The organism is Ferrimonas balearica, assembly GCF_019802055.1.
Lineage (GTDB): Bacteria > Pseudomonadota > Gammaproteobacteria > Enterobacterales > Shewanellaceae > Ferrimonas > Ferrimonas balearica_A.
The window spans coordinates 388,181-413,879 of record NZ_JAHVHW010000006.1 but is presented as its reverse complement, the minus strand read 5'-3'; the positions used below and the strand labels follow the sequence as shown (position 1 = coordinate 413,879).

Here is a 25,699-nt window from a genome sequence, read left to right as displayed (position 1 = left end):
CGCCGGTGACTGGGGAGTGGATGGGTCACAGTGTGAGTGTTCCGGTGATGGCCAAATCTCAAAACTGCGATCTGGTCAACATTTCATCCCTTTGCCAAGGTCGTTATTGGGGGGATTTCGATGGGGCAGGATCTCGCTTTTGTGACCGAGGTTTGGTTTTGCCTGGCTCGGGGGGAAGAAGTTTCAGGGGCCGATCCTGAAGGACCGGCCCCACAAGCGTCAGAAACGGTAACTGACTTTGGCGTAAGTGAAACGTCCTTGTGCAGAATGGGTTTTCTGGTCATAACCCATAAAGGTGGCCTGGGAGAACGGAGGCTCCTCATCCAGCACATTGTTGGCGCCCAGGGTAAAGCGCCAGCTGTTCCACAGGTAGCTGGCATTCAGGTCCAGCGTCACCATGGAGTCGATGGTGCCAGTTGCCCCCGCATCGACGTCATCTTCCATCTCACCGATGTAGTTCACCCGAGCGGAAGCCAGCCAGGCATTCATGCTCCAATCCGCCGCAGCGGTCCAGCGGTATTCCGGGTGCTGGTAGGCGCCATTCAGATCCCGAGCGGTGCCATCCTCCCGGATCTCCTCGAAGCTGTTGACCCAGGTCAGGTTATAGCTGAACCGGTAATCACCCAGGCCGTTGGTTGCCAGCGTGTACTGGGTGTCGAAGTCGATGCCGTCGGTCTTCTGCCCACCGAGGTTGCGGAAGCTGTCATAGATCTCAATGATCTGACCGGGGATACCGTCTACGGTCGGCTCACGCTTGACCACATCGGGGTTGGTGCCCTGAGTATCCAGCAGGAACTGAGTGTCAGAGGTGATCAGGTTGTCCTGATCGTAGTTCCAGTAATCGACCGCCAGAGACCAGTTGTCGACCAGTTCCCAGACGATACCCACGTTATAGGAGGTGGACTCTTCCGGCTTCAGGTCCGGGTTACCGGAGAAGATGACCGTTCGTTCCTGAGCTGTACAGTCAAACTCCTCTCCGGTCAGAGGGCAACGAGTGGTGTCGACCAGGCCAGGTGACTCCTGAGTGGCGCCCAGGCCCAGCTGAACCAGTGAGGGAGCACGGAACGCCTCACCCCAACTGGCGCGGAATGCCAGGTTGTCCAATGGTGCCCAGCGAACCGCAAACTTGGGGCTGGTGTTGGTGCCAAAGTCAGAGTAGTCCTCGTAGCGAACCGCCAGCTGCACATCAATGGTGTCGAACAGGGGCAGTGCCAGTTCGGCGAACAGGGAGGTTTGGTCCCGGCTGCCCGCGGCTTGTGTCGCTTCTGTGCCGAAAATCTCGCCCCGCAGGAACAGCTCGTCCGGATTGTCCTCCAGGCTCTCTTCCCGATACTCAAAGCCTACAGCGATGGCCGCCATGTTGCCGCCCAGTTCAAACAGGTCGCCGGTAATTTTTCCGTCCCACGCCTCTGTCGTGGACTTGCCATCGCGGGTGGTGCTGACGGTAATGCGGTCCAGCACCTCAGGGCTTTGGGTGGTGGAGAAGGGATTGAAGCTGCCATCGTTGATCGCGTCCTGAAGCTCCGGTGTCCAGACAAACCCCTGCTGCCCATATTCGTTGGAGCGGCTCCGGCTGTAGGTGTAGGCCAGCTCCCACTCCCAGTCGGAGAAATTGCCGTTCAGTCCCAGTACGGAGCGGGCGTTATCGGTTTCCACCTTCTTTTGCCGCCCACCGGTTTCTGTCAGACGCCGACGCATGGTGATGTCCTGGCCGGGGAAGGGGTTGGTGGCTTCACCGGACAGGAAAAGCGGGTTGTCGGCCAGCATGTAAAACTCGCTGAATGAGGGGCTGGCGGCCCCCTTCACGACGGTGTTGTTGTGCTGGTAGGAGAGTTCCGCAAAGAACTTAAGACGATCGTTGAACTGGTAGTCCTGCAGAACCATCAGACCTGCTCGTTCCGTTTCAGGAATGGAGGTCATAAAGGGGGCGTAATCGAAGCGGCAGAACGCGCCAGCAATGCGATCGTCCGGGCAGTTGGCGTCCGGTTGCCAGTTGCCGTCTGCCAGGATGGAGCCATCCTCTCCGATGGTGGCTGAGCTGAAAGAGCCCGGGTTGCCTGAGGAGGAGCGGAAATCGAAACCACCACGGGCGGTCTGGTTGGCGGAGCGGGAGTAGGACCGATCAGCAAACAGGGTCTCCTCCCGTTGGAAGTAGTCCAGTACCACGGTGGTATGGCTGCGCTCACCTTGTGTTCCCCAAAGGGCGGACAAACTGGTCTCCTCCCCACCCGCTTCGCTGGTGTCACCATAGCCGGCAGTCACTTCGAACCCTTCAAAGTTGTTCTTGAGGATGATGTTGACTACCCCGGCGATGGCATCCGAACCGTAGGTGGCTGAAGCCCCATCTTTCAGAATTTCGATGCGCTCAATGGCGGAGAGAGGGATGGCATTGATGTCGACGAACGCGGTGTCGATCTCTTTGGCAAAGGCAGACACAGAGATGCGTCGGCCGTTGAGCAGCACCAGAGTGGAATCTGCCCCCAGGCCACGCAGTGAGATGGCGGCCCCGCCGTTTCCGGTGTCATCGGAGTCGTTACCCTGAGTGGAGAAAGTCCCGTTACCGGAAACAGGCAGCTTACGCAGTAACTCGGAGATGTCTTGTGCACCGGCACTCCGGATGTCGTCCTCATCAATCGCCAGGATGGGAGAGGGACCCTCCAGGTCGGTTCGCTTGATGTGGGAGCCGGTGACTTCGATTCGCTCAATGTTTTCTTCGGCGGCGATCGCGTTACCCAGAGGCAGCAGGGTGGCACTGATGGCGCAGGCCAGGATGGATGGTTTCATAGTGACGCTCTTCCCTCGGTCATTTTCGTGTTATTGCTTTCACTGCAGGAACAACGACAACCTTCTGTTCTGAAAGCCTCCTTTGTGTTTTTCCGCTACGAAGTTAGGGACTGAAACAGATAAGTCAACGAGAAAGATTCGTAAGTGAGTGTTTTGTGGGGGGATGCAGCCAGGTGCAGAGAGGCCTTCAGCGGGATGTGGCCTTAACCGCGGAGTTCGATCGCTTACCGTGGCTCAATGGTGTGCGCTGATGGGTCGCCTATTTGTCTGGACAGGCACGACTGAATCGGGGCATGGTCACGCTATCCTATTGTTATGTCAGACGGCTTTAACGGATGCCAGGAATGGAGGGTGCGATGAGAGGAGTGATTGTTTTGATGCTGTTGCTGCTGCCTTTTGGGGTGATGGCAAACGGTGAGCGCTCAAGTCGGATCATCACCACCGGACCTAAAGTGGTTCCGGTGGTGGATGGGGCAGAGTTTATCCGGGCCTGTTGGTATCAGGGCCAGCAGTATTCCGAGGGAGCACCACTGGAAGTGGCGGGGCAACTGCTCTACTGCCAGCCGAAAAACGACTTTGAGAGCAATGGCCCGCTGATCTGGCGCTCCGCCGATGAACCGGCAAAGCCCGCCAAGATCCGGGTGACGCCCTGACCCGACAGGCTGGCGCTTAACGCGCCTCCAGACGGGCGTAAGCCACCACCAGCCATTTGACGCCCATGCCGTCGAAGGCCACCTGGACGCGGCTTTGCGGGCCGGAACCTTCGTAGTTGATGATCACCCCGTCACCAAATTTGGGGTGGTGCACCCGTTGGCCCAGGCTGAAGCCTGTGTCGTTAAAGCGCTGCTCAGACTGGTTGAATCGGTTGTACTGGCGCGGCTGGGAGACCTGGGTGGTCATCCGCACCTCCTCCAGGAACTCCTGGGGGATCTCCCGGATAAAGCGGCTCGCTTTGGCGAAGGTTTCCCGGCCATAGAGGCGTCGGGATTCCGCGTAGGTGATGTACAGCTTCTGCATTGCCCGGGTCATCCCCACATAGCAGAGTCGGCGCTCCTCTTCGAGTCGATCACCTTCATCCAGCGCCATCTGGCTGGGGAACATCCCCTCCTCCACACCGCACATAAACACCAGTGGGAACTCCAGTCCCTTGGCGCTGTGCAGAGTCATCAGCTGGACCGCGTCATCGTTGTCATCCGCCTGACCCTCGCCCGCCTCCAGTGCGGCGTGCGACAGGAAGGCGTTCAGCTCACTCATCTCTTCGGTGTCTTCCGGTTTCTCGAAGGAGCCCGCTGCCGTCACCAGTTCGTTCAAGTTCTCAATGCGTGCTTCAGCCTTTTCACCTTTCTCCGCCTCGTACATGGCGCGGAGCCCGGAGTGGTTGATCACATGGTCAGCCTGACGTTTCAAAGGCGCATCCATCACCTCCTCTTCCAACTCGTCGATCAGGCTCATAAAGGCTGCCACGGCGGAGGATGCCCGACCCGCCAATCCCCGCTCGGTCAGCAGGCGCTGACAGGCGCGCCACAGAGTGATCCCTTCTGAGCGGGCGGTGGCACGGACGATGTCGAGGGTACGGTCGCCAATGCCCCGGGTCGGGGTATTTACGATACGCTCGAAGGCGGCGTCGTCCCCCCGGTTGGCGATCAGGCGCAGGTAGCCCAGGGCGTCCTTAATCTCCTGGCGCTCGAAGAAGCGCAGGCCGCCGTAGATCCGGTAGGCCACGCTCTGATGCAGCAGCGCCTCCTCCAGCACCCGTGACTGGGCGTTGGAGCGATAGAGAATGGCGCAGTCAGACAGGGCGCCGCCACCATCCAGATGCTGCTTGATGCGGCCAACGATGTAACGGGCTTCCTCCAGCTCATTAAAGGCGCAGTAGAGGCTGATCGGTTCGCCGCTGGCGCCCTCGGTCCACAGCTCTTTGCCCATCCGCTCCGCATTGTGGGCGATCAGGGCATTGGCGGCGCTGAGGATGGTGCCGGTGGAGCGGTAGTTCTGCTCCAGACGAATGGTTTCAGCGCCGGGGAAATCGTCGAGAAACTTCTGCAGGTTCTCCACCCGGGCGCCGCGCCAGCCATAGATCGACTGGTCATCATCCCCCACGATCATGATGTGGCTGCCATTGCCTGCCAGCATGCGGATCCAGGCGTACTGGATGGCGTTGGTGTCCTGGAACTCATCCACCAGAATATGGCGGAAACGTTGCTGGTAGTGGCGCAGCAGATGGGGCTGCTTGAGCCACAGCTCATGGGCACGCAGCAGCAGCTCGGCAAAATCCACCAGTCCGGCGCGGTCACAGGCTTCCTGATAGGCCTGATAAATCTGCAGAAAGGTTTTCTCGACCGGGTGGTAGCCCGCGTCGATGTGCTGGGGGCGCAGGCCCTCATCTTTCTTAGCGTTGATGTAGCCCACGGCCTGTCGGGGTGACCAGCGCTTCTCGTCCAGTTGCAGGCTTTTTAGGATCCGCTTGACCAGACGCTGTTGGTCATCGCTGTCGAGGATCTGAAACCCCTCCGGCAGACCCGCTTCCTGGTAATGCGCGCGCAGCAGACGGTGGGCCAGACCGTGGAAGGTGCCGATCCACATGCGGTTGACCGGACCATGAATCAGGTCCTCGATACGGTGGCGCATCTCCGCGGCGGCTTTGTTGGTGAAGGTTACCGCCAGAATGGCATAGGGGCTCTCGCCCTGCTCCTCCAGCAGCCAGGCGATGCGGTGGGTCAGCACCCGGGTCTTGCCACTGCCCGCCCCAGCCAGCACCAGCACGGCGCCGGGTGCCGCTTCGACGGCGGCACGCTGTTTGTCATTGAGGGTGTCGAGCTGCAATCTGGAGGTCATCTCTGGCGCCTGCGGAGTATCAAAAGGGGCGCCATTATACCCTGTCACAACAGCTGACGCAGGGCCTCGAGTGAAGCCAGCTCCAGGGTGGGCAGAGCCGGCCCGCTGGGGCGGGTACGACCATCAGCGCCGGGCCTCAGCAGTGCAGCCTGACAACCGGCATTGATGGCACCGAGCACATCTTTGCCCGGATGGTCGCCAACATGGAGCAGCGCGGAGGGAGGGATGCCCAGCTCGTCACAGCAGCGTCGGAACAGGTCAGGTGCGGGTTTTTGCGGCCCGTGGGAGCCGGCGCTTTGCACGCTGGCAAACGGGATCTGGGACAGGAAACGGGAAACGTCGGCGTTGCCGTTGGTGATCACCGCCAGGGGGTAGCGTCGGGCCAGATCGGTCAGCAGCGTCACCACCTCTGTCGGTACCGTGATGGCGCTGCGCCAGGTGAGGAATTCGGTCATCAGTGCATCGCTGGCGGCCACGGGATCCTGATGTCCCAGCTCGCTCAGTCCCCGCCGTAGGGTCGCCCGGCGGGCCTCTGTCGTATCGTGGATAAGATGAGGTGTGGCGTGTAGAGTGGTGGCTTTCTGCTGCTGCCACCAGTGGGGGTCCCGGGCGCGGGGATCCGCCAACTCAGACGCCAGTCGCTGCAACAGGCGCGATTCGGCGTTAACCAGAACGGGCCTGTTGTCATAGAGGGTGTCATCGAGGTCAAAGCTCAGGGCCTGCACCGGTTGCAGGCGACGGTAAAAGCGCATCGGGCCTCCTGTGGATTGCCCCGATGATGCCCGTTTGGTGCGGGTTCTGTCCAGAAGCCCTAAACGCTGCGCAACGGTGTAACTGCCTCCCCAACCAACTGCAAGCCGCGCCGTTGCGGTGGCATGGCTGACTCTGTTACTGGCAGTGGTGCGGCCAGTTGGCAGCGATTTCGTCCCTGTGCTTTGGCGGCATAAAGCGCCTCATCAGCCAGGGCAACCAGATCATCAGGGCCATCCAGCTCCGGCCCCAGTACCGCGATACCGATGCTGACGGTTTGCGCTTCGGGCAGAGCGGAGGTGTTGCGCTGCCATCGGGTGCGGATCCGTTCTGCCAGCGCCATGGCGCCTTCACCGTCGGTATTGGGACAGATCAGCATAAACTCCTCGCCGCCATAACGGCCCGCCAGGTCGTATCCACGGCAGCACTGCCCCATCAGGGCGGCGAAGCGGATCAGCAGGGCGTCTCCTTCAAGATGGCCCAGGGTGTCGTTCAGGCGCTTGAAGTGGTCCAGATCCAGCATCAGTACGGCCAGACTCTGGTGGTGGCGTCGTGCCTGGAGCCAGGCGCGACACAACTGTTGATTCAACTGGCGGCGATTGGCCAGTCCGGTAAGCGGGTCGGTCTGCGCCTGGGCCGTGAGCTGTTGCTGCTGACGTTCCCAGCGTTGCAGAACCTGGGCGCCGGGCAGGGCGACCAGCAATACGGTACCGAGGGCACTGCCTCGTTGACCTGACAGGCTTTCGCCAAGGGTATGAGCGGGGTCCAGACCCGCAGCAACCAGCAGCAGACCCGCTGAGGCCAGGCCCAACCCCAGCAGCGCCATGCGGTCACGTTGATAGAGGCAGACAACCAGCACGGTGGCATACAGCAGGGGGCCGATCGCTTCAGGAGTCGCGCTGATATCCAGCACGAAAGCCAGCACCACCAGTGCCACCAGCGCCAGGCGTATGGGCAGGCTTGGGTATCCGGCAGCTCGCATTGTCATGGGTGATCCTTCACTTCCGGAGGACGCTGTGCGTCCGATGACATTCTAAAAAGCAAAAGTTACGCCAAAAATACAACATGCTTACATTGTGCGGTTTTGCTGGCGATAGACGGAATTTTGACGCTGCCGGTAAGTTGGCGGGTCGGTGCGGTGGCAGAAATTTGCCGCCGCTGGGTACAATGAGTGCCTTGCTATGGAGGAACCGTCAAGATGGCCAAACCCAACGCCCAATCTGTTTCAGCCGAAGTGGTGGCAGAGTCAATGCGAATTGCCCGGGGCACTCAGCAGCCGGGTCAGACCAAAGAGCAGACGAAGCTGATCGCCAAAGGGATCGAAAAGGGCATTGCCGAATACAAGAAGCAGCAAAAAGCGAAAGCGAGAGCGGCAGACAAGGCAAAGAAGCAGGAGCGTCGGGCTAAAGCCCGGACTGAGGAAGAGATGGAGGCGGTGCAGGAAAGTGCGGCCGGTACCTCTTCAAATCGATTGCCGTGGTTGCTACTGGCTCTGAGTTGGGCCGGATTTATCGCTTTCCTCACCCTGTCCTGACCGGCAGATCTTTCCTTCGACCTTACTTCTTCTTCGCCCTGGGATGGGCGTTGTCGTACACCGCCGCCAGATGTTGAAAATCCAGATGGGTATAGATTTGAGTGGTGGAGAGGTTGGCGTGGCCCAACAGCTCCTGAACCGCCCGCAGGTTCTTGGATGACTCCAGAAAGTGGGTGGCAAAACTGTGGCGAAGTTTGTGGGGATGCACCTTGCTGTCGAGCGCCTGATGCTGCCCCCACTTGGTCAGTCGGGCCTGAACGCTTCGCGGGCTGAGGCGGGTGCCCCGGCTGGAGAGAAACAGGGCGTCGGTGTCACTGCCTTTCAGCAAAGCGGGACGCTGAACCAGGTATTTTCCCAGCCACTCCCGCGCTTCTTTACCGATGGGCAGTTGGCGCTCCTTGCCCCCTTTCCCCATCACCCGAACGGTGCCGGATTTGAGATCCAGTTGAGGGCAGTCCAGTCCCACCAGCTCCGCCAAACGCAGACCTGCGGTGTAGAACAGCTCCATCATGGCCCGATCGCGGATTGCCAGCGGGTCGTCTTTTTCGTCGAGGGTGAGCAAGCGGTGCACCTGGTCCACATCCAGGTTTTTCGGCAGAGGACGACCCTGTTTGGGGGCTTGCAGGCCGGTCATGGGATCGTGGTTTAACTGGCCCTCCCGCAGCAGAAACTTGATCAGCTGGCGGAGTGCCGAGAGGGTCAGAGAGAGGGAGCGGGGGGACAGCCCCTGCCGGTGCAATTTGGCAAGCAGTGCCTGACAGTGGGCTGTGCGAAGTTCAGTCCACTCCCGGACGCCCTGCTCGGTCAGCAGTGGCAGACAACGCTCCAGCTCCTTCAGATAGTTGCGAACCGTATGAGGCGAGTACTGGCGCTCATCTTCCAGGTAGCGTTGAAAGGCGTTCAGTGCCCTATTCATTCGCGATCAGCTGGCGCACCTGGTAAGTGAGCAGGTGTTTGAGCTGGTCCAGCAACAGGGTGTCCATGTCTGCAACAAAGTGGCCGGGATCGTGAGAGGCGATCGCCACCACGCCATGCCAGTTGTTGTGTTCACCCAGGCCAATCAGGGCAACGGAACCGGTTTCCAGGCCGACCATCAGCTGCGCTTCGGCGGAGGGCAGGCGACCAAGATAGTAGTTGTCGCTGCTCAGGCGACGGCGCAAAACACCGTGGATCGCATCGTGTTCAAACTGGTTGGGCTGATGGGCGACGTGCAGTCGCACGCGGCCAAAGCGGAAACGCTGACGCAACTGCTCCGCCATCTCCCGCTGCAATGCTTCCAGCGACTCGCAGGCCATCAGATCGAAGATCAGTTTGCCGTAGAAGCGGTAGATCTCCTCGTTTCGGGCGGCGATCGCCAGCAGCGAGGTGATCTCCTCTTCAAGCTGACCAACCCGCTGACGCAACATCATCATCTGTCGCTCGACCAGTGACACGGTGCCCCGCTCCGGATGGGAGATCCGCAGGGAGAGCAGCAGCTCCGGGTAGCGTGCGAAGAAATCTGGGTGATCCAGCAGGTACTCGCGTACTAGGATGGGGTCCAGCTGGCTGGGGTCAGTCAGGCCTTGAGTCATAGTTCGATCTGCCCGTCATACACGTGCACGGCGGGGCCGGTCATATAGACCGGTTTGCCCTCTCCGGCCCAGCGGATCTGCAGGGTGCCGCCGGGCAGATCCACCCGTACCCGCTCACCCAGCAATCCCTGGAACTGGCCAACAACAGCCGCAGCGCAGGCGCCGGTGCCACAGGCCTGGGTTTCACCCGCACCGCGCTCAAACACTCTGAGCTTGATGTGGTTGGGGTTCAGCACCTGCATAAAGCCCACGTTTACCCCTTTAGGGAAACGCTCATGGCGCTCCAGCAGCGGGCCAACGCTCTCCACTGGCGCGGAGTTGATATCCTCCACCCGGATCACGCAGTGCGGATTGCCCATGGAGACGGCACCTGCCAGAACGGTTTGGGCCTCGGTGGGAAGCAGGTAGGTCTTCTCCACCTTATTGGCGCGGAACGGCAGAGCGCCCGGTTCAAAGTTGGGCACACCCATATTGACGGTGACCCGGTCCTCGCCCTCAAGGTCGAGCACCAGAGGGCCGCCTTGAGTGGAAACCTGGATCCGGTTTTTGTGAGTCAGCCCCTTAAGGCGCACGAAACGGGCAAAGCAGCGGGCGCCATTGCCGCACTGCTCCACTTCACTGCCATCCGCATTGAAGATCCGGTAGTGGAAGTCCTGGTCCGGGTCGTAGGGGGGCTCAACCACCAGCAGTTGATCGAAGCCGATGCCGAGGTTGCGGTCCGCTAACTGGCGGATCTTGTCCGGCGACAGGTAGAGGTTCTGGGTTACCCCATCCACCACCATGAAGTCGTTGCCAAGCCCGTGCATCTTGCTGAAATGTATCAAGTTGATACGCCTTAATCCTGAGGTTATCCGGCTAGTTTACGGCAGGAGGCTTTCGCCTTGCCACAGTTGTTCCACGGTTTCCCGGGCACGGATGGGATGATGGGTCTCACCATCGACCATCACTTCCGCAGCCCGGGGCCGGCTGTTGTAGTTGGAGGACATGGTAAAGCCGTAGGCACCCGCGCTCCGAACCGCCAGCAGATCGCCGGGTTCAATCACCAATTCCCGCCCTTTGCCAAGGAAGTCACCGGTTTCACACACCGGTCCCACCACGTCATAGGGCACCGCTGTCCCTTCTCGGGGCTCTACCGGGATGATCGCCTGCCAGGCGCTGTAGAGGCTGGGGCGGATCAGGTCATTCATTGCCGCATCGACGATGGCGAAATGGCGGTCCTCGCCCATCTTCAGATACTCAACTTGGGTCAGCAGTACACCGGCATTGGCCATGATGGCGCGTCCCGGTTCCAGGATCAGAGTGAGCGGCCGATTCCCCAGACGCTCGCGCAGTGCGCGGGCATATTGATCCGGCTCAGGCGGCGTTTCGTCGTCATAGCGCACACCAAGGCCGCCACCCACATCCAGGTGGGAGAGCACGATCCCCTGCTCCGCCAGTCGATCCACCAGGGCCAGAAGCCGGTCCAGTGCATCGATAAAGGGGGGCAGGCTGGTGAGTTGGCTGCCGATATGACAGTCCGCCCCTTTGACCTTGAGGTTGGGCAGGGCGGCGGCGCGCAGGAACACCTGTTCGGCACGCTCCATGGCGATGCCAAACTTGTTCTCTTTCAGGCCGGTGGAGATGTAGGGGTGGGTGCCGGCGTCCACGTCCGGGTTTACCCGCAGTGACACCGGGGCCTGCATGCCCATCTCACCCGCAACGCGATTGAGCCGTTCCAGCTCCGCTTCGGACTCGACGTTAAAGCAGTAGATCCCCGCTTTCAGTGCCTGGCGCATCTCTTCCGGGGTTTTGCCCACGCCGGAGAACACCACTTTTTTCGGGTCCCCGCCCGCCTTGATTACCCGGGCCAACTCGCCACCGGAAACGATGTCGAAGCCACTGCCCAGCCGGGCCAGCAGGTTCAGCACCGCAAGATTGGAGTTGGCTTTCACTGCGTAGCAGATCAGGTGAGGGTGATCCCCCACGGCACGGTCGAAAGCGTGATAGTGGCGCTCAATGGTGGCGCGGGAGTATACGTAGCAGGGGGTGCCATAGGTCCGGGCGATATCGGCCAGTGGCACGGCTTCAGCGCACAGCGCTCCCTGTCGATAGCTGAAATGGTCCAACTCAATTCCTTTGGTCGTGGTTTTCGGTGGCCGTTTCCGGGCTTTGCTGAGTTTGGGTCTGGTTGGTGTCAGGCTCGTCCGGCAGATAGAGCGGACCTTTCTGACCGCAGGCGGAGAGCCCAAGCAGCAACAGCAGAGCCAGAGTAAGTCGTTGCATGATTGGGGCAGATTTTGTTCGTGATGGTCGTATAATCGCATCGACACAGCTAATTGCAAAGAGACAACCCCTATGGCCCTGGATCACAGCCAATATCATCAGCTCGCGGACGCCGTACTGGAGCGCATCACTGAAACCATCGACGACGCCGGACTGGACCTGGATTATGAGCAATCCGGTAATGTTCTGGAGCTGGAGTGCGCCGACGACAGCCAGATCATCATCAATAAGCAGGAAGCGATGAGCCAGATTTGGGTGGCCACCAAATTTGGTGGTTTCCACTTCTCCTACGAGGATGGTGAGTGGAAGGACGACCGCAGTGGCGAAGAGCTCTATGGCTTCCTGGCCAGCGCCATCGCCAAGCAGGGCGGTGAGGTTATCCGCTTCTGAGGCCACAACGCGGGCATAACGCCCGCGTTGTTCTCTGCCCTATTTGGCGACCAGCCCAAAGGGCAGAGGCGCAAACCACTTCGGGTGTTGGGCAACATCCGGGCCTGGTCGGGTGCCTTTCCAGTCCAGCAGCATAATGGCCAGCACATTGCGGTGCTCTCCTCCCTTGAGATCCAGCCCACCCGAGACCGAAGGGATCATCCCTGCTTTCGGGTCCAGCGCAGAGGCGATGGCGGCGCGGGTCTTGGCAACCACGGGATCCTGCTCCAGCCCCGCCAGCAGAAAGCTCAGTCCCACTTCGGCGATGATGTCCTCTTTGCAGCGGCGCAAAATGGTGTCGATCTCCCGACGGAAGTAGTCGTAGATCCAATCAAACGCTTCGGCATCGACCTGATACTGGTAGTACCCGGAGGCGGCGAAGATCAGATGGGTCAGGCCGTAGATCTTATTGCCGTACTCTCGCTCTGACAGTTGGGCATCCAGATCGTCCGGATAGACCGCCCGGAAACGGCGGACAAACCCCTCCACGTACTCCCCCTCACCCAACTGGCGCAGCCAGTAGACCTGATTCGCCAATTGAGCCGCCCAGACCCGTATCAGGGCCGGGTCTTCACTGTAGTGGGCGAAGTCGTACTGTCGCAGCAGGGCACGCAGTTGGGCATCCTCCCGATGCTTCAGGCCGTACTCATCGGCTCGGGCCATGGCGCCGAGCAGGGCGACCCCCAGCATCAGGTATTCCGGCTTTTGAGCGGTGGCGGCCTGACGGGCCTTGCGACGCTCCGGATCGCTGTCCTGGTAGTGTTCAAGGCGCCTCGCACCTTCCGCTCGTAACGCCGCTGGCGTCGGGAACTGTTCCGCTGTCTGGTTCAGTGTGCTGGCGACTCGGGCCATATCCTGCCAGATGGCGGCGGCGTATTTGGGATCACCACTTTGCCGGTACATGCGCAGCCCAAAGTGGCCCGCTTTGGTGGCCGGAAGGGTATAGAGCTGACTTTGATAGGTGTGAAGGATGCGTTCGGCGATCTGAGCGTTATCGGCTCTGACCGGAATGGTGAGCAGGGTCAGCAATGCCAACCCGATAAGCGAGTGACGGACCATGACGTCAGGGCTCCCTGCCAAAAAATCCCAGCATAGGGTCTGGGTGCCGGGGCGTCACCCCATCTCTCAGATCAGCGCCATCCAGCCGTGGCAAATCACCGCAACGGTGGTCAGTGTGGTACGCAGGTTCCAGTAGCCCGGAGGGGGGGAGAGGGTGCGGAAATCGTAGATAAGCAGAGTGACAAAGCTCAGGGCCAGAACCACCAGGGCGAAGCCTGTGGGCAGCAGCACCAGGGCAAGCCAGGCGATGAGGGAGGGCAGCATGGCACTGTAGGTTTGAGTGGGCTCAGGGCGGGCGATCACGCTGGCGTACCAATGGATGCCGCCGAGAAAGGAGAGAATCACCGCACTGTAGGCGAGGAAGGCGCTTTGCGCCGCCTCGATACCGAGCAGCCCCAGACCGGCCAGCAGGGGGAGGCCCCAAAAGGGGGTCAGCCCGGCGACGCCGAGCCAGTGAGCGTGGGGATGCATCGTAAACCTCATCTGGCGAAAACCCTGTGTACGGGTCGACAGCGGGATCAGATCGCCAGTGGCTCCACCATCAACTCACCGCCTTCGGTTCGGGCCAGCCGGTAAAACTGGGGCAGGTTGAAGCAGCCTCCAGCCCCAAAGGTGGCACGCTGGTTACTGCGCTGAAACGCGTACAGGTGGCTGAACTCCTCCACCAGACCATCCAGCCCCCGTTCGCCACTTTTCAGGCGCTTCAGTTCATTGCGCTCATCCAGCAGGTAGATATCCAGCCCCGATGGGCGCTCCCGGACAAAAATCTGCACCAGCCCCTTACGGGCATATTGACCAAGAATGGCGGGAGCGCCGGCGTAGGGATCCTCCCCCAGATCCGGCTTGGGCAGTTCCACCATGCCGTGACGCCTGAGCTGGCCCATCAGGGCCTCGGCCTTGTCGAGTCGCTGCCAGCGCAGGCCGCGAGAGTCGACAAAGAGGCCATATTGGCGGTGGCCAATCGCCAGGGGCCAGACCTGGGTGCGTTCGACGGTGGCCTGGCAATAGAGGCGTTGCACTCTGTCCAGCAGGTGGCTGAGCGAATCCTCGATCTGGCGGCGCAGACGTTTGGCACCGCAATACACCTGAATGGGCAGTGGGCCCAGGGGACGATCCAGCCCACTGAGCAGCTGCGCCATCAGTTTCAGCAGCCCCTCCTCCTCTTCGAAGCGGAAGCAGTGGCGTTCCCCCCAGGAGTTCTCCGTCAGCAGGGTGAGGCTGCCCACCAGGTTGCGCTTGGGGCGACCCGCCGCAAACACCGGCGCTCCCTGCAGGTCCAGCATCAGGCTCTGGCCATGCCAGCTCAGGGTTGGGTCCTGCTCAACATTGGAGAGCACCACCACCTTGGTGTAACGCCAGGGGGACTGCAACGCCTCCAGAGAGGGCTGCTCCGGCGGGGTGATCACGCCCCGCAGGCGCTGGCACAGTTCAGTCAACTTCTGGCTGTGCCAGCTCTGACCGCCCTGGTGGCAGTGGATTCGGGTGGCTTCCCCGATCAGACCGTTGGTGAGCGCCCAGGCCAGACACGCCAGACGCGAGTCGGCGTGATACAGCGGGCTCTCCCCAAAAAGTTGGTTGTCCTGAGGGGGGCGTCGATAGAGGTACCAGCCTTTGGGGTGGCTGGGGTTGTCCTTTACCGCCACCAGCGTCAGAGCCGCTTCCTCCAGGTCCCCACTCCACAGCGGGTTGAGCAGCGGGATCTTGGCGGGCTCCGCCTCAAACTTGGTATAAAGCTTACGGGTCAGCACCCCCAACTCATCAAACTTGAGGCGGCTGCGCAGGCGCTGACGCGCGGCGAACCCGGTCAATCGCTGGTAGGCGGTCAACATCAACTGATCCAACCGCTCATTGCACCAGCGCAGCTGACCCGCATGCCAATGACGGGCCTGATCCAGGCTGAGGATCAACTCCCGGGTCCAGCGCCACTGATCCGTCAGGGCGCGCAGAGTGGGGTAACGCCAATCGTTGACGCTGTCCGGCTGACTTAACGGCAGGGCGCACTTCAGGTAGAAGCTGCGCTGCACCATGGTAAGGCGGCGGCGATCGCTCTCCCTTTCCAGGTAGTCGCTGACCCGCTGGTAAAGCATCAGGTAGGGGTCCAGGGCGATCAGGGAGTGGCCGGCACGCAGGCGGTACCACAGTTGGTCGCGCAGAATGCGCTGGTCGGGATAGTCCGCCACGTAGGCTTCCAACAGCAGCACTTTGAGACCCGCCTTGTGGGGGTTATCCAGCCCTTTGAACAGCTGCCAGAGCGCCGCACCAAAGAACTCGGAGGCGGGCAGATGGCTCAGTTGCCCGAGGCTGAGCAAGCCGGGGTGGTTCTGCGGGGCGCCCGGCCACCAAGCCAGGGGATAACCCGCCAGCCGGATATGGGTGCGATAGAACTCCTCCAGCAGAAGCCAGTTCTGGGCGGAGCCACTGTGCTCGGCTGAGAGCTGATCCTGCTGCCCGTGTACCAAAAGGTCCGGGCTGATGAGATAGAGATGAAGCTCCAGCCCGGCTTGGGCAAAGTGAGTTTCCAGCGCTTCGCATTTGCGCGCCAGCGCCTCCCTGCGGTCTGGAGCCAACGCTTGCGGGTGGACCACCCAGCAGTCCAGATCCGAATCCGGGCTCTGGCCGAAGGTGCCGGTACTGCCCATGGTGTAGAGACCAAGCAGGTCATATTGCTCAGTCTCCAGCCCCTGCCAGTCAGCGGGGCGTGGCAGCAGTGGTTCGATCGGGAAACCCGCAGGGGCATTGGGCACAAAACCGGGGAGATCCGGGTGATTGATCTGCAGCAGCCAGGGCAGCTGATGAAACGCGCCCAAACGCGCCTGGCCCAACTGTTGCTGGGCCAGGGAAAGGCGATGTTGATTAAGCTGGTCGCTCAGCGCGATGTCGGACTGCAGATCTCGCAACGGCTTTCAGAGAGTTAACTGGGAAAAGTGTGACCATGGTAACACTTTTATCTGCTGGAGAGGAAAGCGTGAGTTGGTTCACCCTTTTGCTCGCTTGATAGGGGGTTTTGTGGTCAGGGTGAGAGCCGATTCCTTTTATGTGGCCCTAAAGACTGGCAACATGACCGCCACAAGCGTACCAACACCGGTACAAAGTTCAGACAGCCAAGGGAAAGTTCGATGGCCCGTAAAGAGATCCGTATCGCAACCCGGAAGAGTCCGCTGGCCTTGTGGCAGGCCGAGTTCGTCAAGGCCGAGCTGGAGAAGGCTCATCCAGGTCTCACCGTTACTCTGCTGAAGATGTCCACCAAGGGAGATCGGATTCTGGACACGCCACTGGCCAAAGTGGGTGGTAAGGGTCTGTTCGTGAAGGAGCTGGAAGTGGCCATGCTCAATGGCGAGGCCGACATTGCTGTGCACTCCATGAAGGACGTGCCGGTAGAGTTCCCGGAAGGACTGGGTCTGGCGGTGATCTGTGAGCGTGAAGATCCCCGCGACGCTTTTGTCTCCAACACCTACAAGAACCTGGATGATCTGCCCCAGGGCGCCATCGTAGGCTCCTCCTCTCTGCGTCGTCAGTGCCAGCTGCGCGCCATGCGCCCGGACCTGGATGTACGTGATCTGCGCGGTAACGTCGGCACCCGTCTGTCCAAACTGGATGCGGGCGAGTATGACGCCATCATTCTGGCTGCCGCAGGCCTGAAGCGTCTGGAGCTGGAAGAGCGCATCACCGCCTTGATCGAGCCGGAGCAGTCCCTGCCCGCCAACGGCCAGGGTGCCGTGGGCATCGAGTGCCGTCTGGACGACGCCGAACTGCTGGAGCTGATCAGCGTACTGAACCACGCGCCGACCCACTCTCGTGTGGTAGCCGAGCGCGCAATGAACACCCACCTGGAGGGTGGCTGTCAGGTGCCGATTGGCGCCTACTCCGTGATCGAAGGTGACACCCTGTGGCTGCGTGGCCTGGTGGGTGACCCGGATGGCAGCAAGATCATCCATGATGAACTGCGTGGCCCGGTGGCGGACGCCGAGCAACTGGGTATCGAGCTGGCTAAGCGCCTGCTGGACCAGGGTGCTGGCGAGATCCTGAAACGGGTGTACGGAGACGCCTGATGCACCTGCTGCTGACCCGTCCCGACGGGCGCAATGCGCCGCTGGCCGAACGGCTGGCGGCGATGGGGGTGCGCACCAGCAGCGCCCCCATGATCTCCCTGGTGGACAATCCGGAAGCCGGCCCCAGCCCCCTCGACTGTGTGGATGGGGCTTTTTTTGTATCTCCGACCTCTGTGGCGTATGCGGATCGGCTGCTGCAGGGGCAGTGGCCTGATATCGCCTACTTTGCGGTTGGTGGTGGCACCGCTGCGGCGCTTCGGCGCTGCGGGATCGAGCCGTTCTGCCCACCATTTGGTGAGGAGACCACCGAGGGGGTGCTGGCGTTGCCCCAGTGGCAGAGCCTGCCGGGCAAGCGCATTGCGATTGTCCGGGGCGTAGGCGGACGACCTGTGATGGCTGCTGCTCTGCGAGCGGATGGCTACCAGGTGCAGTTCTGGGAGCTCTACCGCCGGGAATGCCCGCAGTGGTCGGCGGAAACGGTGCAAAGCTGGCGTCAAAACGGGGTAGACGTCATACTGGCTACCAGCGGCGAAATCCTTGAAAACCTCTTTGCAGTAACGCCTTTATCGGATCACCCCTGGCTGCAGCAGTGTCTGTGGTTGGTGCCGGTGGAGCGGGTGGCTGAGCTGGCGCAGCGGCGCGGCTGTCAGCGGATCCAGATAATGGGCGGAGCCGGGGATGACGCCATTGTCCGCTGCCTAGGAAGTATGAATCACTATGGAGAAGACCCCGAAGGATCCGAGGGATCCCCAGGCCCGTCCTGACGAACAGGTTGAGACTCCGGCGATCGAGCCGACTACAGAGTCCACGTCTCAGGCGGACAAGCCTGTGCACACTGCCGATTCGGCTGATACCCCACCGGTCGAATCGGCCCCTTCACAGCCGGAAACGGACACCTCCTCTGTTGAGAGCCAGGTGCCGCCGGTGACCTCCTCCTCCGAGCCCGATCCTGAACCGATGCCCAGCGCCAAGGCGGAAATCCCGGTCGTCCCCTCTTCCTCCGCCAACGGCTCCAACAATGGCTCCGGTAACGGTGGCTTGTACGTTGGCCTGCTGGCTCTTGTGGTGGCGATTGGTGCTGCGGTCTTTGTCGGTTGGCAGTGGCAACAGGAGCAGGAACTGCGTCAGGATAACGCCCTGTTGCTTGGGCAGCTGCAGGAGCTGAAGCAGGCGATGGCTCAGCGCAGCGATACGCTGGAGCGCCGTATTGAGCGTGGTGAGTCGGCTCAGAGTGATCACCAGATGGCTCTGGTTTCCCTGCGTGAGCAACAGCTGGAAGCTCAACGCAGGGCCGCCCAGCGTCAGCCCAGTGACTGGATGCTGGCGGAGGCGGATTACCTGGTGCGCATGGCGTCCCGAAAACTGTGGCTGGAGCATGATCCGGATACCGCGCTGGCGCTGCTGAAAGATGCAGACAACCGATTGCAGACTTTGGGACAGGATGACCTGCTGCCACTGCGTCAGGCGCTGGCGGACGATATGGCCTCCCTGTCTGCCCTGCCTCGACTTGATCGCGCTGGCCTCTCGCTGGGGATCGAGTCTCTGATCAAGCGCATTGATACCCTGCCGCTGAACACCGTAACGCTGCCGGAGGCGGTGGAATCCCCTGAGCGGGGTGAGCCGTCCACAACGGTCAGTGACTGGCGCACCAACCTGGCCAAGAGCTGGCACGCCCTGACCGATGATTTCATCACGGTACGGCGTCGTCAGGGAGCGGTGCAACCGCTGCTCGCCCCCGAGCAGGAGTGGTATCTGCGTGAGCATCTCAAAGGCAAGCTGATGCAGGCGCAACTGGCGCTGTATCAGGGCCATACCGACGCTTTCAAGGAAGCACTGAGCACCGCAAGATTGTGGATCAGCGACTACTTCAATCTGGATGACTCCGCTGTACAGGGGGCGCTGGCCCAGTTGGATCAGTGGTCCGATACCCAGATTGGGCTGACCACACCGATCCGCTTCACCGTGGCGGACCCTCTGGCCAAGCTGGTGTCGGAACGCCTGGGTCGTCGTGAGGGAGTGGCGCAATGATCCGGATTCTGTTCTACGCCGTGCTGGTGCTGGCTGGCCTGCTGGTCGGGCCGACATTGGTGGCGAACAAGGGCTACGTGTTGGTCGCCATCGGAGAGTACACGGTGGAAACCTCTGTGGTTGGGGCGGTGCTGGTGCTGCTGGTGGCCTTTGGTCTGCTGCAACTGCTGGAGTACCTGGTGGTCAAGCTGATCAACCTGACCGGCTTTACCCTGGCCTCCCCCAAGCGCTGGCGCCGCAACCGCTCCCGCAAGCACACCCTGCAGGGGGCGTTGGCGCTGGCGCAACAGGATTGGGATGCGGCTGAGCGATCGATGTCTCTGGGGGCTCAGGCTGGAGAATACCCGGTCATCAACTACCTGGCGGCTGCGCGGGCGGCGCATCACCGCGGCGATCCTGAAGCTTGCGAACGCCATCTGGCCGAAGCCGAAAAGCTGCCTGGCGCGGACAAAGCGGTTCGGGTTACCCGCCTGCGTTACCAGATTGATGATGGGGAGCTGGCGCTGGCCCGACAGGGGCTGGAGGCGTTGGATCCCAAGCTGCGACAGCAGCCTCAGGTGTTGAAACTGGCATTGGATCTCTACCGTCGTCAGCAGGACTGGGATGCTCTGGCCCGGCTGGTGCCCGCGTTGACCAAGCACAAAGTGCTGTCTGAGTCGGAGCTGGCTGCCCTGCCCGAAGAGATTGAAGTGGCATGTCTGGCGCAATGTCCGGACATGCCCGCGTTGGAGCAGCGCTGGCAGGGGCTGTCGCGCCGCCTGAAACGCGCGGAACCGGTGCTGGTGGCCTACGTTCAGGGGCTGGCGCGGTTTGGCGAGATGGCCCAGGGGCGCAAGCTGTTGCTGGAGCATCTGGATAAGAGTGCACCGCAGCCGGAACTGTTGGCACCGCTCCCGGCCCTGTCGCAGGATGCGGCGGAGTCCGTTGTCCATATTCTGGAGCGCAAGTACCCCGAGTCAGATTCTCTGGCGCTGATCGAGTGTTATGCGGCGCTGGCGGAGCAGGATAGAGCCTGGCGCCGGGCCAAGGAGTGGCGCCAGAAAGCGGTGGAGCAAGCGCCGACCGCCGGTCGCTACCGTGCCCTGGCACAGGTGCAGGAGCAACTGGGCGAGCGCGAAGGCGCGCTGCACAGCTACCGTCAATTGCTGAGCCTGAGTTGAGCCTCAGGCAGCCTGTTTCAGAGCCCGGCGCTTGTGTCGGGCTTTTTTGATCCCATCAAAGGAGAGCAGCAGCAGGGCTGACCAGATAAAGCCGAAGGTCAGCAGTTGCGGGGCGGACAGGGTTTCCCCAAACAGGCTCAGCGCCATTACAAACATGATGCTGGGGCCGATGTACTGCAGCATGCCCAGCAGGTAAAGGGGGATGCGAATGGCCGCTGCCGAGAATGCCAGCAGAGGCAGAGTGGTGACAATGCCAGCCGCCAACAGCAGAAGGTTAAGAGAGAGGCTGTTGCTGGACAGATCCGACGTCGGGCTGTCGAGCAAGGTCCAGTAAACCAGGGCCAGGGGCAGCAGAATGGCGGTTTCCACCAGCAGGCCGGTACTGGCCTGAAGGTTCACCTGTTTTCGCAGCAAACCGTAGATGCCGAAGCTGCCTGCCAGTGCCAGGGAGATCCAGGGTACCGAACCATACTGAATCAACTGCACCACCACACCGAATGCGGCAACCCCCACCGCCAGAAGTTGCAGCCGACCGAGGCGCTCACCCAACACCAACATGCCCAATGCGACACTGAGCAGGGGGTTGATAAAGTAACCTAGGCTGGCGTCCAGCACATGATCATTGGCGACCGCCCAGATGAAGATAAGCCAGTTGGCACCAACCAAGAGTGCGGTCAGGGTCAGAATTCCCAACTTTTTAGGCTGACGCAGCAGGGCGCGAACCTCAGCCATCCGACCACCAAACCAGACCAGGGCACTGACCAGGAAAAAGGACCAGATCACCCGGTGCATCAGGATCTCGTCCGGGGCGACCGAGGCGATCGCTTTGAAGTAGAGCGGCGCGAAGCCCCACATCAGGTAGGCACTGATGGCGTACAGGGTGCCCTTACGGGCTTCGGTATTGGGCATGGCGCTGGCGTCTATGGGTTGGTCTGGACAGGCCGGGCATTATGCCACCGCCGTGTGACACGTCACCAGCTTGAGTTAGCCCACCATGTAGGTGCCGGTGCCAAAGGCGATGTGGGTGCCCGACTCGTTGTGCAACTCCATCCGGCAGACCGCCACCTTGTTGCCGGTGCGGATGATGGTGCCGGTGGCGATAAATTGCGAACCCCGGCCGGGACGAAGGTAGTCCACCCGAAGGTCGATGGTCCCAAGTTTAGGCAGCTTTTGCTCCAGCAGTGCCATCGAGGGGGCCTCTTCGCGGGCCACCACACCGGCAAATGCGGTGAGGCCACCGGTAACATCCAGCAGGGTGGCGGTGACGCCGCCGTGCAGGATCTGCTGATGAACATTGCCGATCAGGTGGTCGGCCATATCGATTGCGACCTCTACTCCTTCGGCATCATAGCGTGTAACCCGAAGCCCCAGGTGCCGGTGAAAGGGGAGGTGATCATTAAAGATGGTGCTGACCTGATCCAGAATCGCTTGCTGTGTCATAGGCCCTCCTTTGGCCTCAGTTCCCCCTGCCGGGCAGACAACCCGGGACGGGATAAGTAGAATAGCGCCCATTCGTGACCACCTCTAGCCGCATCGATGGACGCCACTGCCCCCACTTTGTTGACCAATCAGGAACTTGCCCTCAACACCCTTCAACAGGTGTTCGGTTTCCGTGACTTTCGTCCGGGGCAGGATGAGGTGGTGGCACACACTCTGGCGGGTAAAGATTGCCTGGTGATCATGCCCACGGGCGGAGGAAAAAGCCTCTGTTACCAGCTCCCTGCCCTCGTTTTACCCGGGCTGACTCTGGTGATCTCACCGCTGATCTCCCTGATGAAGGATCAGGTGGACGCCCTGCGGGAGTCCGGAGTGGCAGCGGCCGCGCTGAACTCCAGCCTGGAGCGTCATGAGGTGGTTGAGCTGCTGGGGGCGGTGCACCGTGGCGAGATAAAACTGCTCTACATCTCCCCCGAGCGTCTGCTCAGTGCCGACATTCAGGAGCGTCTGGCGCACTGGCCGCTGTCACTGGTGGCGGTGGACGAGGCGCACTGCATCAGCCAGTGGGGGCATGATTTCCGCCCCGAGTACGCCCAGTTGGGTTGGCTGAAGCAGCGGTTTCCCCAGATTCCTGTGATGGCGTTGACCGCGACGGCCGATGGGGCGACCCGTCAGGACATCTGTCAGCGCCTGAACCTGAATGCCCCCTTTCACCACCAGTCCAGTTTTGATCGGCCCAACATCCGCTATACCGTGGCGGAAAAGCTGCGCCCACTGGAGCAGTTGACCGAGTACCTGAAGCAGCAAAAGGGCAACGCTGGCATCGTCTATTGCGGCAGTCGCCGCCGGGTCGATGAGGTGGCGGAAAAACTCCGTCAAAAGGGGTTTGTGGCGGCCGGTTATCATGCCGGGATGACATCGGATGAGCGCGCAACGGTGCAGGAGGCGTTCCTGCGCGATCGGGTGGATATCGTGGTGGCTACCGTGGCGTTCGGTATGGGGATCAACAAATCCAACGTGCGTTTTGTGGTGCACTGGGACCTGCCCAAGTCGATTGAGGGTTACTATCAGGAGACCGGCCGGGCCGGTCGTGACGGCCTGGAGTCCGAAGCGCTGTTGCTGTTTGATCCGGCAGACATCGCCCGGATCCGTCACCTGTTGGAGCAGGGTGAGCAGGAGCCCAACCCGGTGGATATCCATAAGCTCAATGCCATGGCGGCGTTTGCCGAGGCGCAGATCTGCCGCCGCCAGGTGCTGCTCAACTACTTTGATGAGCCCAGCCATGAGCCTTGCGGCAACTGCGACATCTGTCTGGATCCCCCCAAGCGCTACGATGGCACCGAAGAGGCGCGTAAAGCGCTCTCCTGTGTGTACCGGGTGGGACAGCGGTTCGGCATGGGCCATGTGATTGAGGTGCTGAGGGGCAGCCAGGCCCACAACGTGGTGGACCGAGGGCATCACAAGCTCTCCACCTGGGGCATTGGTAAGGAGAAGAGCCATGACCACTGGCTGTCGGTGCTGCGCCAGTTGATCCATCATGGCCTGCTGACCCAGGACATCACCCGCTCTATGGTGCTGACGCTCAATCCGGCAGCCAGGGCGGTGCTGAAGGGCGAGCGGGAGCTGGAGCTGGCAGAGCCACGATTGGCCCTGCAAAAGTCCACCAGTCGCCGCAGTCGCGCCCTGCCCAGCCAGTATGACCGTAAGCTGTTTGCCAAGCTTAAGGCGCTGAGGCGTGAGCTGGCGGACGAAGCGGGCGTGCCGCCCTATGTGGTCTTCAATGATGCCACCCTGGCGGAGATGGCCGCGCAACTGCCCTCATCGGAATGGGAGATGCTCGCCATCAACGGTGTTGGCGAGCGCAAGCTGGAGCGTTACGGGCGTGCGTTCCTCAATCTGATTGAAGATTACAGCGACGCGCTTTAAAGCAGGGCGTGAGGCTCTGGGCGGTTGGGGATAGCCTGGCTGATCAGCTCATACTCCAGACGAGTGAGCAGGGAGTCCGGGTCGTCAAACCCATGCACCCGGGTTTTGGCCAGCACCACGTCCGAGCGCCCGGCACTGCGTAACAGGTCCGAAATTGAAGCCAGGCGCCAGGCCAGTTCCCCCTCCGTAGCTTGATCCAACAGCAACAGTGCGGTGTTCTGATCGGGCTGCAGCACCTGATCATCCGGGCGCAGATCCCGGGCCAGCTGAGGCAGAATGCTCTCGATAGGCTGATTGGGATTGCGGGCCAGGATCACTGACATGGAACGCTCGTGCTGTCGGGATTGAGTCAGCGCTTCGACCAGTCGATCCCGCCAGTTTTGGGGGGCGCTCGATTGAGAGGTTTTCGGGGTTGTTGGCCAGAAGTGCCAGATAAACAGGCCCAACAGAATCAGCCCCAATACTACGGTACTGCCCCGCCACATCAGCAGCGACTGCTGAAGCTGAAACTGCGCTTCGCTGCTGCTGGCCAGACGCTGGCGGTGTCGGTCTATCTCCTGACTCAACTTTTGCTGCTGCTGTGCCAGCTCGGATGCTTGCTGAATCTCCATGTAACGGGAGAACACCACAGCATACTGCTCCATCGCCAGGTAGGCTTCTTGATCATTGCCACTGTCGTGATGATGCTTTGCCGCCCAGCGCCAGCTTTTGGCCAGGTATCTCCAGTCACCCTGGCCATCCTCAGCCTCATTCATCAGCTTCTGAGCCTCATTGATGGCGGCCCAGCCCGCCTCCCTCTCTCCCAGCAACACTCTGGACTGGCCTTCAATGATCAGTGCTTTGGCATAGGGCACCAGCAGGTCGACCCGGGCGAAATCCATGGCGGCACTGCGGGCAAAGGGCAGCGCTTTGGCGGGTTGGTTCAACTGGAACAGAAGGAATGCCTGGAACAGGTCCACATAGCCTTTGTAGAACTTGCCAAAGTGAGGGGGGCGGTTGTTGAGTTGGTCTAACTGGTACTGCGCCTCATCCAGACGCTCCTGCCTCGCCAGGATGCCGGCGTAGTTAAAGCGAATAAACCAGGCCAGAGGAGCATCCTTCGGAACCATCTGAATTGCCTGACGAATGGCTTCATCAGAGCTGGTGTAGTTCTCCAGGTAGTAAAAGGTCCGGCCAAAGGAGAAGTAGACCTGCGCAAGCGATATGGAGAGCCAGGGAGTGTGTTCAGCCAGATCGGCGTGTCGCAGTGCCAGGGTGTGGTCATCCATCGCCTGAGCAAAGTTGTGTTGGTCGCTGAGGGTGACGGCTCGGGAGTTGTAAGCAAGGCTTAAAAGGGCAGAGTCTTGGACCTTATTGCCCACCTCAATCGCTTCATCAAAAAGCGCGATCGCCTCGTCATATCGGTCTTGTGAAAAGTTCAGGCTGCCCTTGCACAGAGCCAGATAACCCGGGACAACGACATTGCCGATGGAGGCGGCCAGCTTATTGCCCTTGGTGACCTGCCGCATCACCTCCTCGCTGTCTGACTCCAGGTGGGCGACTTCGCAGCGCAGCAGGTGCCAGCGCAACTGCCAGTTGGTGGGGGCATGGGAGTAGTAGTGCGACCAGTACTCATCCAGTACGGCGGCCTGGGAGGAGTCCATGTTAACGACCGCATCGGCGACGGGATCCAGCGAAGGAAGGGCATTACCGAGGGCGGGCACCGGAAAAACGATGCTCAGCCATAGAGTAAGCAGCCCTAACAGGGCATGAGGTCGGTTCGACAAAATGTCATTCCTTAGCGCGTTATCATCCTGATCACATCGGCAGGCTATCGCGGTCACCGGGACCGATCAAGCAGCAAACCTCATGACGTGCTGGCTGTACATTTTTGGT

General features: G+C 61.0%; 23 protein-coding genes. 8 read left to right on the top strand and 15 right to left on the bottom strand.

Going from position 1 to position 25,699, the window contains the following annotated elements; genetic code table 11:
* Positions 1 to 219: 219 nt before the first annotated feature.
* Positions 220 to 2,784, bottom strand: a complete 2,565-nt coding sequence (locus tag KUV52_RS07235; protein WP_222525267.1) for a TonB-dependent receptor — start codon at positions 2,782 to 2,784, stop codon at positions 220 to 222.
* A gap of 356 nt (positions 2,785 to 3,140) precedes the next feature.
* Here KUV52_RS07235 and KUV52_RS07230 point away from each other — a divergent pair, with 356 nt between their 5' ends.
* The gene (locus KUV52_RS07230) at positions 3,141 to 3,437 is read left to right on the top strand and encodes a DUF1496 domain-containing protein (protein ID WP_222525266.1); all 297 of its coding nucleotides are present in this window, start codon (positions 3,141 to 3,143) and stop codon (positions 3,435 to 3,437) included.
* Positions 3,438 to 3,453: 16 nt separating this feature from the next.
* Here KUV52_RS07230 and uvrD read toward each other — a convergent pair whose 3' ends face one another.
* Genes uvrD through KUV52_RS07215 form a run of 3 tightly spaced genes read right to left on the bottom strand, consistent with a single transcriptional unit; the run spans position 3,454 to position 7,357 of the window.
* A complete protein-coding gene (gene uvrD, locus KUV52_RS07225) occupies positions 3,454 to 5,619 on the bottom strand; it encodes a DNA helicase II (protein WP_222525265.1) in 2,166 nt (721 codons plus the stop codon).
* 44 nt (positions 5,620 to 5,663) lie between these two features.
* Positions 5,664 to 6,371 (bottom strand): HAD-IA family hydrolase, encoded by a 708-nt coding sequence (locus KUV52_RS07220; protein ID WP_222525264.1) that lies wholly within the window; start codon positions 6,369 to 6,371, stop codon positions 5,664 to 5,666.
* Between the two features lie 59 nt (positions 6,372 to 6,430).
* On the bottom strand, positions 6,431 to 7,357 hold the full coding sequence (locus KUV52_RS07215) for a GGDEF domain-containing protein (RefSeq protein ID WP_222525263.1): 927 nt from the start codon (positions 7,355 to 7,357) through the stop codon (positions 6,431 to 6,433).
* Between the two features lie 210 nt (positions 7,358 to 7,567).
* Between KUV52_RS07215 and KUV52_RS07210 the strand changes: the two genes are divergently transcribed.
* Positions 7,568 to 7,903, top strand: coding sequence for a DUF2956 domain-containing protein (locus KUV52_RS07210; RefSeq protein ID WP_222525262.1), 336 nt, complete (start codon positions 7,568 to 7,570; stop codon positions 7,901 to 7,903).
* A gap of 22 nt (positions 7,904 to 7,925) precedes the next feature.
* Here KUV52_RS07210 and xerC read toward each other — a convergent pair whose 3' ends face one another.
* Genes xerC through lptM form a run of 5 tightly spaced genes read right to left on the bottom strand, consistent with a single transcriptional unit; the run spans position 7,926 to position 11,736 of the window.
* The gene (gene xerC / locus KUV52_RS07205; RefSeq protein ID WP_222525261.1) at positions 7,926 to 8,819 is read right to left on the bottom strand and encodes a tyrosine recombinase XerC; all 894 of its coding nucleotides are present in this window, start codon (positions 8,817 to 8,819) and stop codon (positions 7,926 to 7,928) included.
* A complete protein-coding gene (locus KUV52_RS07200) occupies positions 8,812 to 9,474 on the bottom strand; it encodes a DUF484 family protein (RefSeq protein ID WP_222525260.1) in 663 nt (220 codons plus the stop codon). The genes xerC and KUV52_RS07200 overlap by 8 nt, the downstream gene beginning before the upstream one ends.
* Positions 9,471 to 10,298 (bottom strand): diaminopimelate epimerase, encoded by an 828-nt coding sequence (dapF, locus tag KUV52_RS07195; RefSeq protein WP_222525259.1) that lies wholly within the window; start codon positions 10,296 to 10,298, stop codon positions 9,471 to 9,473. Before dapF ends, KUV52_RS07200 begins: the two co-directional genes overlap by 4 nt.
* A gap of 36 nt (positions 10,299 to 10,334) precedes the next feature.
* A complete protein-coding gene (gene lysA / locus KUV52_RS07190) occupies positions 10,335 to 11,579 on the bottom strand; it encodes a diaminopimelate decarboxylase (RefSeq protein WP_222525258.1) in 1,245 nt (414 codons plus the stop codon).
* 1 nt (position 11,580) lies between these two features.
* A complete protein-coding gene (lptM, locus tag KUV52_RS07185; RefSeq protein WP_222525257.1) occupies positions 11,581 to 11,736 on the bottom strand; it encodes an LPS translocon maturation chaperone LptM in 156 nt (51 codons plus the stop codon).
* Between the two features lie 72 nt (positions 11,737 to 11,808).
* Between lptM and cyaY the strand changes: the two genes are divergently transcribed.
* Entirely contained in the window at positions 11,809 to 12,126 is a 318-nt protein-coding gene (cyaY, locus tag KUV52_RS07180) for an iron donor protein CyaY (protein ID WP_409996470.1), read from the top strand.
* A 39-nt stretch (positions 12,127 to 12,165) separates the two neighbouring features.
* On the opposite strand, the gene KUV52_RS07175 is transcribed toward cyaY, so the two are convergent.
* The 3 genes from KUV52_RS07175 to KUV52_RS07165 form a co-directional block, all read right to left on the bottom strand.
* Entirely contained in the window at positions 12,166 to 13,224 is a 1,059-nt protein-coding gene (locus KUV52_RS07175) for a DUF3541 domain-containing protein (protein ID WP_222525256.1), read from the bottom strand.
* A 66-nt stretch (positions 13,225 to 13,290) separates the two neighbouring features.
* The gene (locus KUV52_RS07170) at positions 13,291 to 13,707 is read right to left on the bottom strand and encodes a DUF3429 domain-containing protein (protein ID WP_222525255.1); all 417 of its coding nucleotides are present in this window, start codon (positions 13,705 to 13,707) and stop codon (positions 13,291 to 13,293) included.
* Positions 13,708 to 13,742: 35 nt separating this feature from the next.
* The gene (locus KUV52_RS07165) at positions 13,743 to 16,121 is read right to left on the bottom strand and encodes an adenylate cyclase (protein ID WP_222525254.1); all 2,379 of its coding nucleotides are present in this window, start codon (positions 16,119 to 16,121) and stop codon (positions 13,743 to 13,745) included.
* Between the two features lie 219 nt (positions 16,122 to 16,340).
* Here KUV52_RS07165 and hemC point away from each other — a divergent pair, with 219 nt between their 5' ends.
* Genes hemC through KUV52_RS07145 form a run of 4 tightly spaced genes read left to right on the top strand, consistent with a single transcriptional unit; the run spans position 16,341 to position 20,461 of the window.
* The gene (hemC, locus tag KUV52_RS07160; RefSeq protein WP_222525253.1) at positions 16,341 to 17,273 is read left to right on the top strand and encodes a hydroxymethylbilane synthase; all 933 of its coding nucleotides are present in this window, start codon (positions 16,341 to 16,343) and stop codon (positions 17,271 to 17,273) included.
* Positions 17,273 to 18,037 (top strand): uroporphyrinogen-III synthase, encoded by a 765-nt coding sequence (locus KUV52_RS07155; RefSeq protein WP_222525252.1) that lies wholly within the window; start codon positions 17,273 to 17,275, stop codon positions 18,035 to 18,037. Before hemC ends, KUV52_RS07155 begins: the two co-directional genes overlap by 1 nt.
* Positions 17,991 to 19,301 (top strand): uroporphyrinogen-III C-methyltransferase, encoded by a 1,311-nt coding sequence (locus tag KUV52_RS07150; RefSeq protein WP_222525251.1) that lies wholly within the window; start codon positions 17,991 to 17,993, stop codon positions 19,299 to 19,301. The genes KUV52_RS07155 and KUV52_RS07150 overlap by 47 nt, the downstream gene beginning before the upstream one ends.
* Positions 19,298 to 20,461, top strand: a complete 1,164-nt coding sequence (locus tag KUV52_RS07145; protein WP_222525250.1) for a heme biosynthesis HemY N-terminal domain-containing protein — start codon at positions 19,298 to 19,300, stop codon at positions 20,459 to 20,461. Before KUV52_RS07150 ends, KUV52_RS07145 begins: the two co-directional genes overlap by 4 nt.
* A 3-nt stretch (positions 20,462 to 20,464) precedes the next feature.
* Here KUV52_RS07145 and rarD read toward each other — a convergent pair whose 3' ends face one another.
* Together rarD and KUV52_RS07135 are read right to left on the bottom strand one after the other, a co-directional pair.
* Positions 20,465 to 21,370, bottom strand: coding sequence for an EamA family transporter RarD (gene rarD, locus KUV52_RS07140; protein ID WP_222525249.1), 906 nt, complete (start codon positions 21,368 to 21,370; stop codon positions 20,465 to 20,467).
* 75 nt (positions 21,371 to 21,445) lie between these two features.
* The gene (locus tag KUV52_RS07135) at positions 21,446 to 21,901 is read right to left on the bottom strand and encodes a thioesterase family protein (RefSeq protein ID WP_222525248.1); all 456 of its coding nucleotides are present in this window, start codon (positions 21,899 to 21,901) and stop codon (positions 21,446 to 21,448) included.
* Between the two features lie 96 nt (positions 21,902 to 21,997).
* On the opposite strand from KUV52_RS07135, the gene recQ reads away from it, so the two are divergent.
* Positions 21,998 to 23,824, top strand: coding sequence for a DNA helicase RecQ (gene recQ / locus KUV52_RS07130; RefSeq protein WP_222525247.1), 1,827 nt, complete (start codon positions 21,998 to 22,000; stop codon positions 23,822 to 23,824).
* Here the strand turns inward: recQ and KUV52_RS07125 are convergent.
* Positions 23,821 to 25,590, bottom strand: a complete 1,770-nt coding sequence (locus KUV52_RS07125; protein ID WP_222525246.1) for a tetratricopeptide repeat protein — start codon at positions 25,588 to 25,590, stop codon at positions 23,821 to 23,823. The two genes, recQ and KUV52_RS07125, sit on opposite strands and share 4 nt — an antisense overlap.
* Between the last annotated feature and the right edge of the window lie 109 nt (positions 25,591 to 25,699).

Excerpts from the sequence above, each read along its gene's own strand:
- KUV52_RS07210 (WP_222525262.1), top strand. The coding sequence starts at position 7,568 with ATGGCCAAACCCAACGCCCAATCTGTTTCAGCCGAAGTGGTGGCAGAG.
- hemC (WP_222525253.1), top strand. The coding sequence starts at position 16,341 with ATGGCCCGTAAAGAGATCCGTATCGCAACCCGGAAGAGTCCGCTGGCC.
- KUV52_RS07220 (WP_222525264.1), bottom strand. The coding sequence starts at position 6,371 with ATGCGCTTTTACCGTCGCCTGCAACCGGTGCAGGCCCTGAGCTTTGAC.
- recQ (WP_222525247.1), top strand. The coding sequence starts at position 21,998 with ATGGACGCCACTGCCCCCACTTTGTTGACCAATCAGGAACTTGCCCTC.
- KUV52_RS07135 (WP_222525248.1), bottom strand. The coding sequence starts at position 21,901 with ATGACACAGCAAGCGATTCTGGATCAGGTCAGCACCATCTTTAATGAT.
- KUV52_RS07175 (WP_222525256.1), bottom strand. The coding sequence starts at position 13,224 with ATGGTCCGTCACTCGCTTATCGGGTTGGCATTGCTGACCCTGCTCACC.
- KUV52_RS07150 (WP_222525251.1), top strand. The coding sequence starts at position 17,991 with ATGGAGAAGACCCCGAAGGATCCGAGGGATCCCCAGGCCCGTCCTGAC.
- KUV52_RS07235 (WP_222525267.1), bottom strand. The coding sequence starts at position 2,784 with ATGAAACCATCCATCCTGGCCTGCGCCATCAGTGCCACCCTGCTGCCT.
- xerC (WP_222525261.1), bottom strand. The coding sequence starts at position 8,819 with ATGAATAGGGCACTGAACGCCTTTCAACGCTACCTGGAAGATGAGCGC.
- KUV52_RS07230 (WP_222525266.1), top strand. The coding sequence starts at position 3,141 with ATGAGAGGAGTGATTGTTTTGATGCTGTTGCTGCTGCCTTTTGGGGTG.
- KUV52_RS07155 (WP_222525252.1), top strand. The coding sequence starts at position 17,273 with ATGCACCTGCTGCTGACCCGTCCCGACGGGCGCAATGCGCCGCTGGCC.
- KUV52_RS07215 (WP_222525263.1), bottom strand. The coding sequence starts at position 7,357 with ATGACAATGCGAGCTGCCGGATACCCAAGCCTGCCCATACGCCTGGCG.
- KUV52_RS07145 (WP_222525250.1), top strand. The coding sequence starts at position 19,298 with ATGATCCGGATTCTGTTCTACGCCGTGCTGGTGCTGGCTGGCCTGCTG.
- lptM (WP_222525257.1), bottom strand. The coding sequence starts at position 11,736 with ATGCAACGACTTACTCTGGCTCTGCTGTTGCTGCTTGGGCTCTCCGCC.
- cyaY (WP_409996470.1), top strand. The coding sequence starts at position 11,809 with ATGGCCCTGGATCACAGCCAATATCATCAGCTCGCGGACGCCGTACTG.
- uvrD (WP_222525265.1), bottom strand. The coding sequence starts at position 5,619 with ATGACCTCCAGATTGCAGCTCGACACCCTCAATGACAAACAGCGTGCC.
- KUV52_RS07200 (WP_222525260.1), bottom strand. The coding sequence starts at position 9,474 with ATGACTCAAGGCCTGACTGACCCCAGCCAGCTGGACCCCATCCTAGTA.
- KUV52_RS07170 (WP_222525255.1), bottom strand. The coding sequence starts at position 13,707 with ATGAGGTTTACGATGCATCCCCACGCTCACTGGCTCGGCGTCGCCGGG.
- rarD (WP_222525249.1), bottom strand. The coding sequence starts at position 21,370 with ATGCCCAATACCGAAGCCCGTAAGGGCACCCTGTACGCCATCAGTGCC.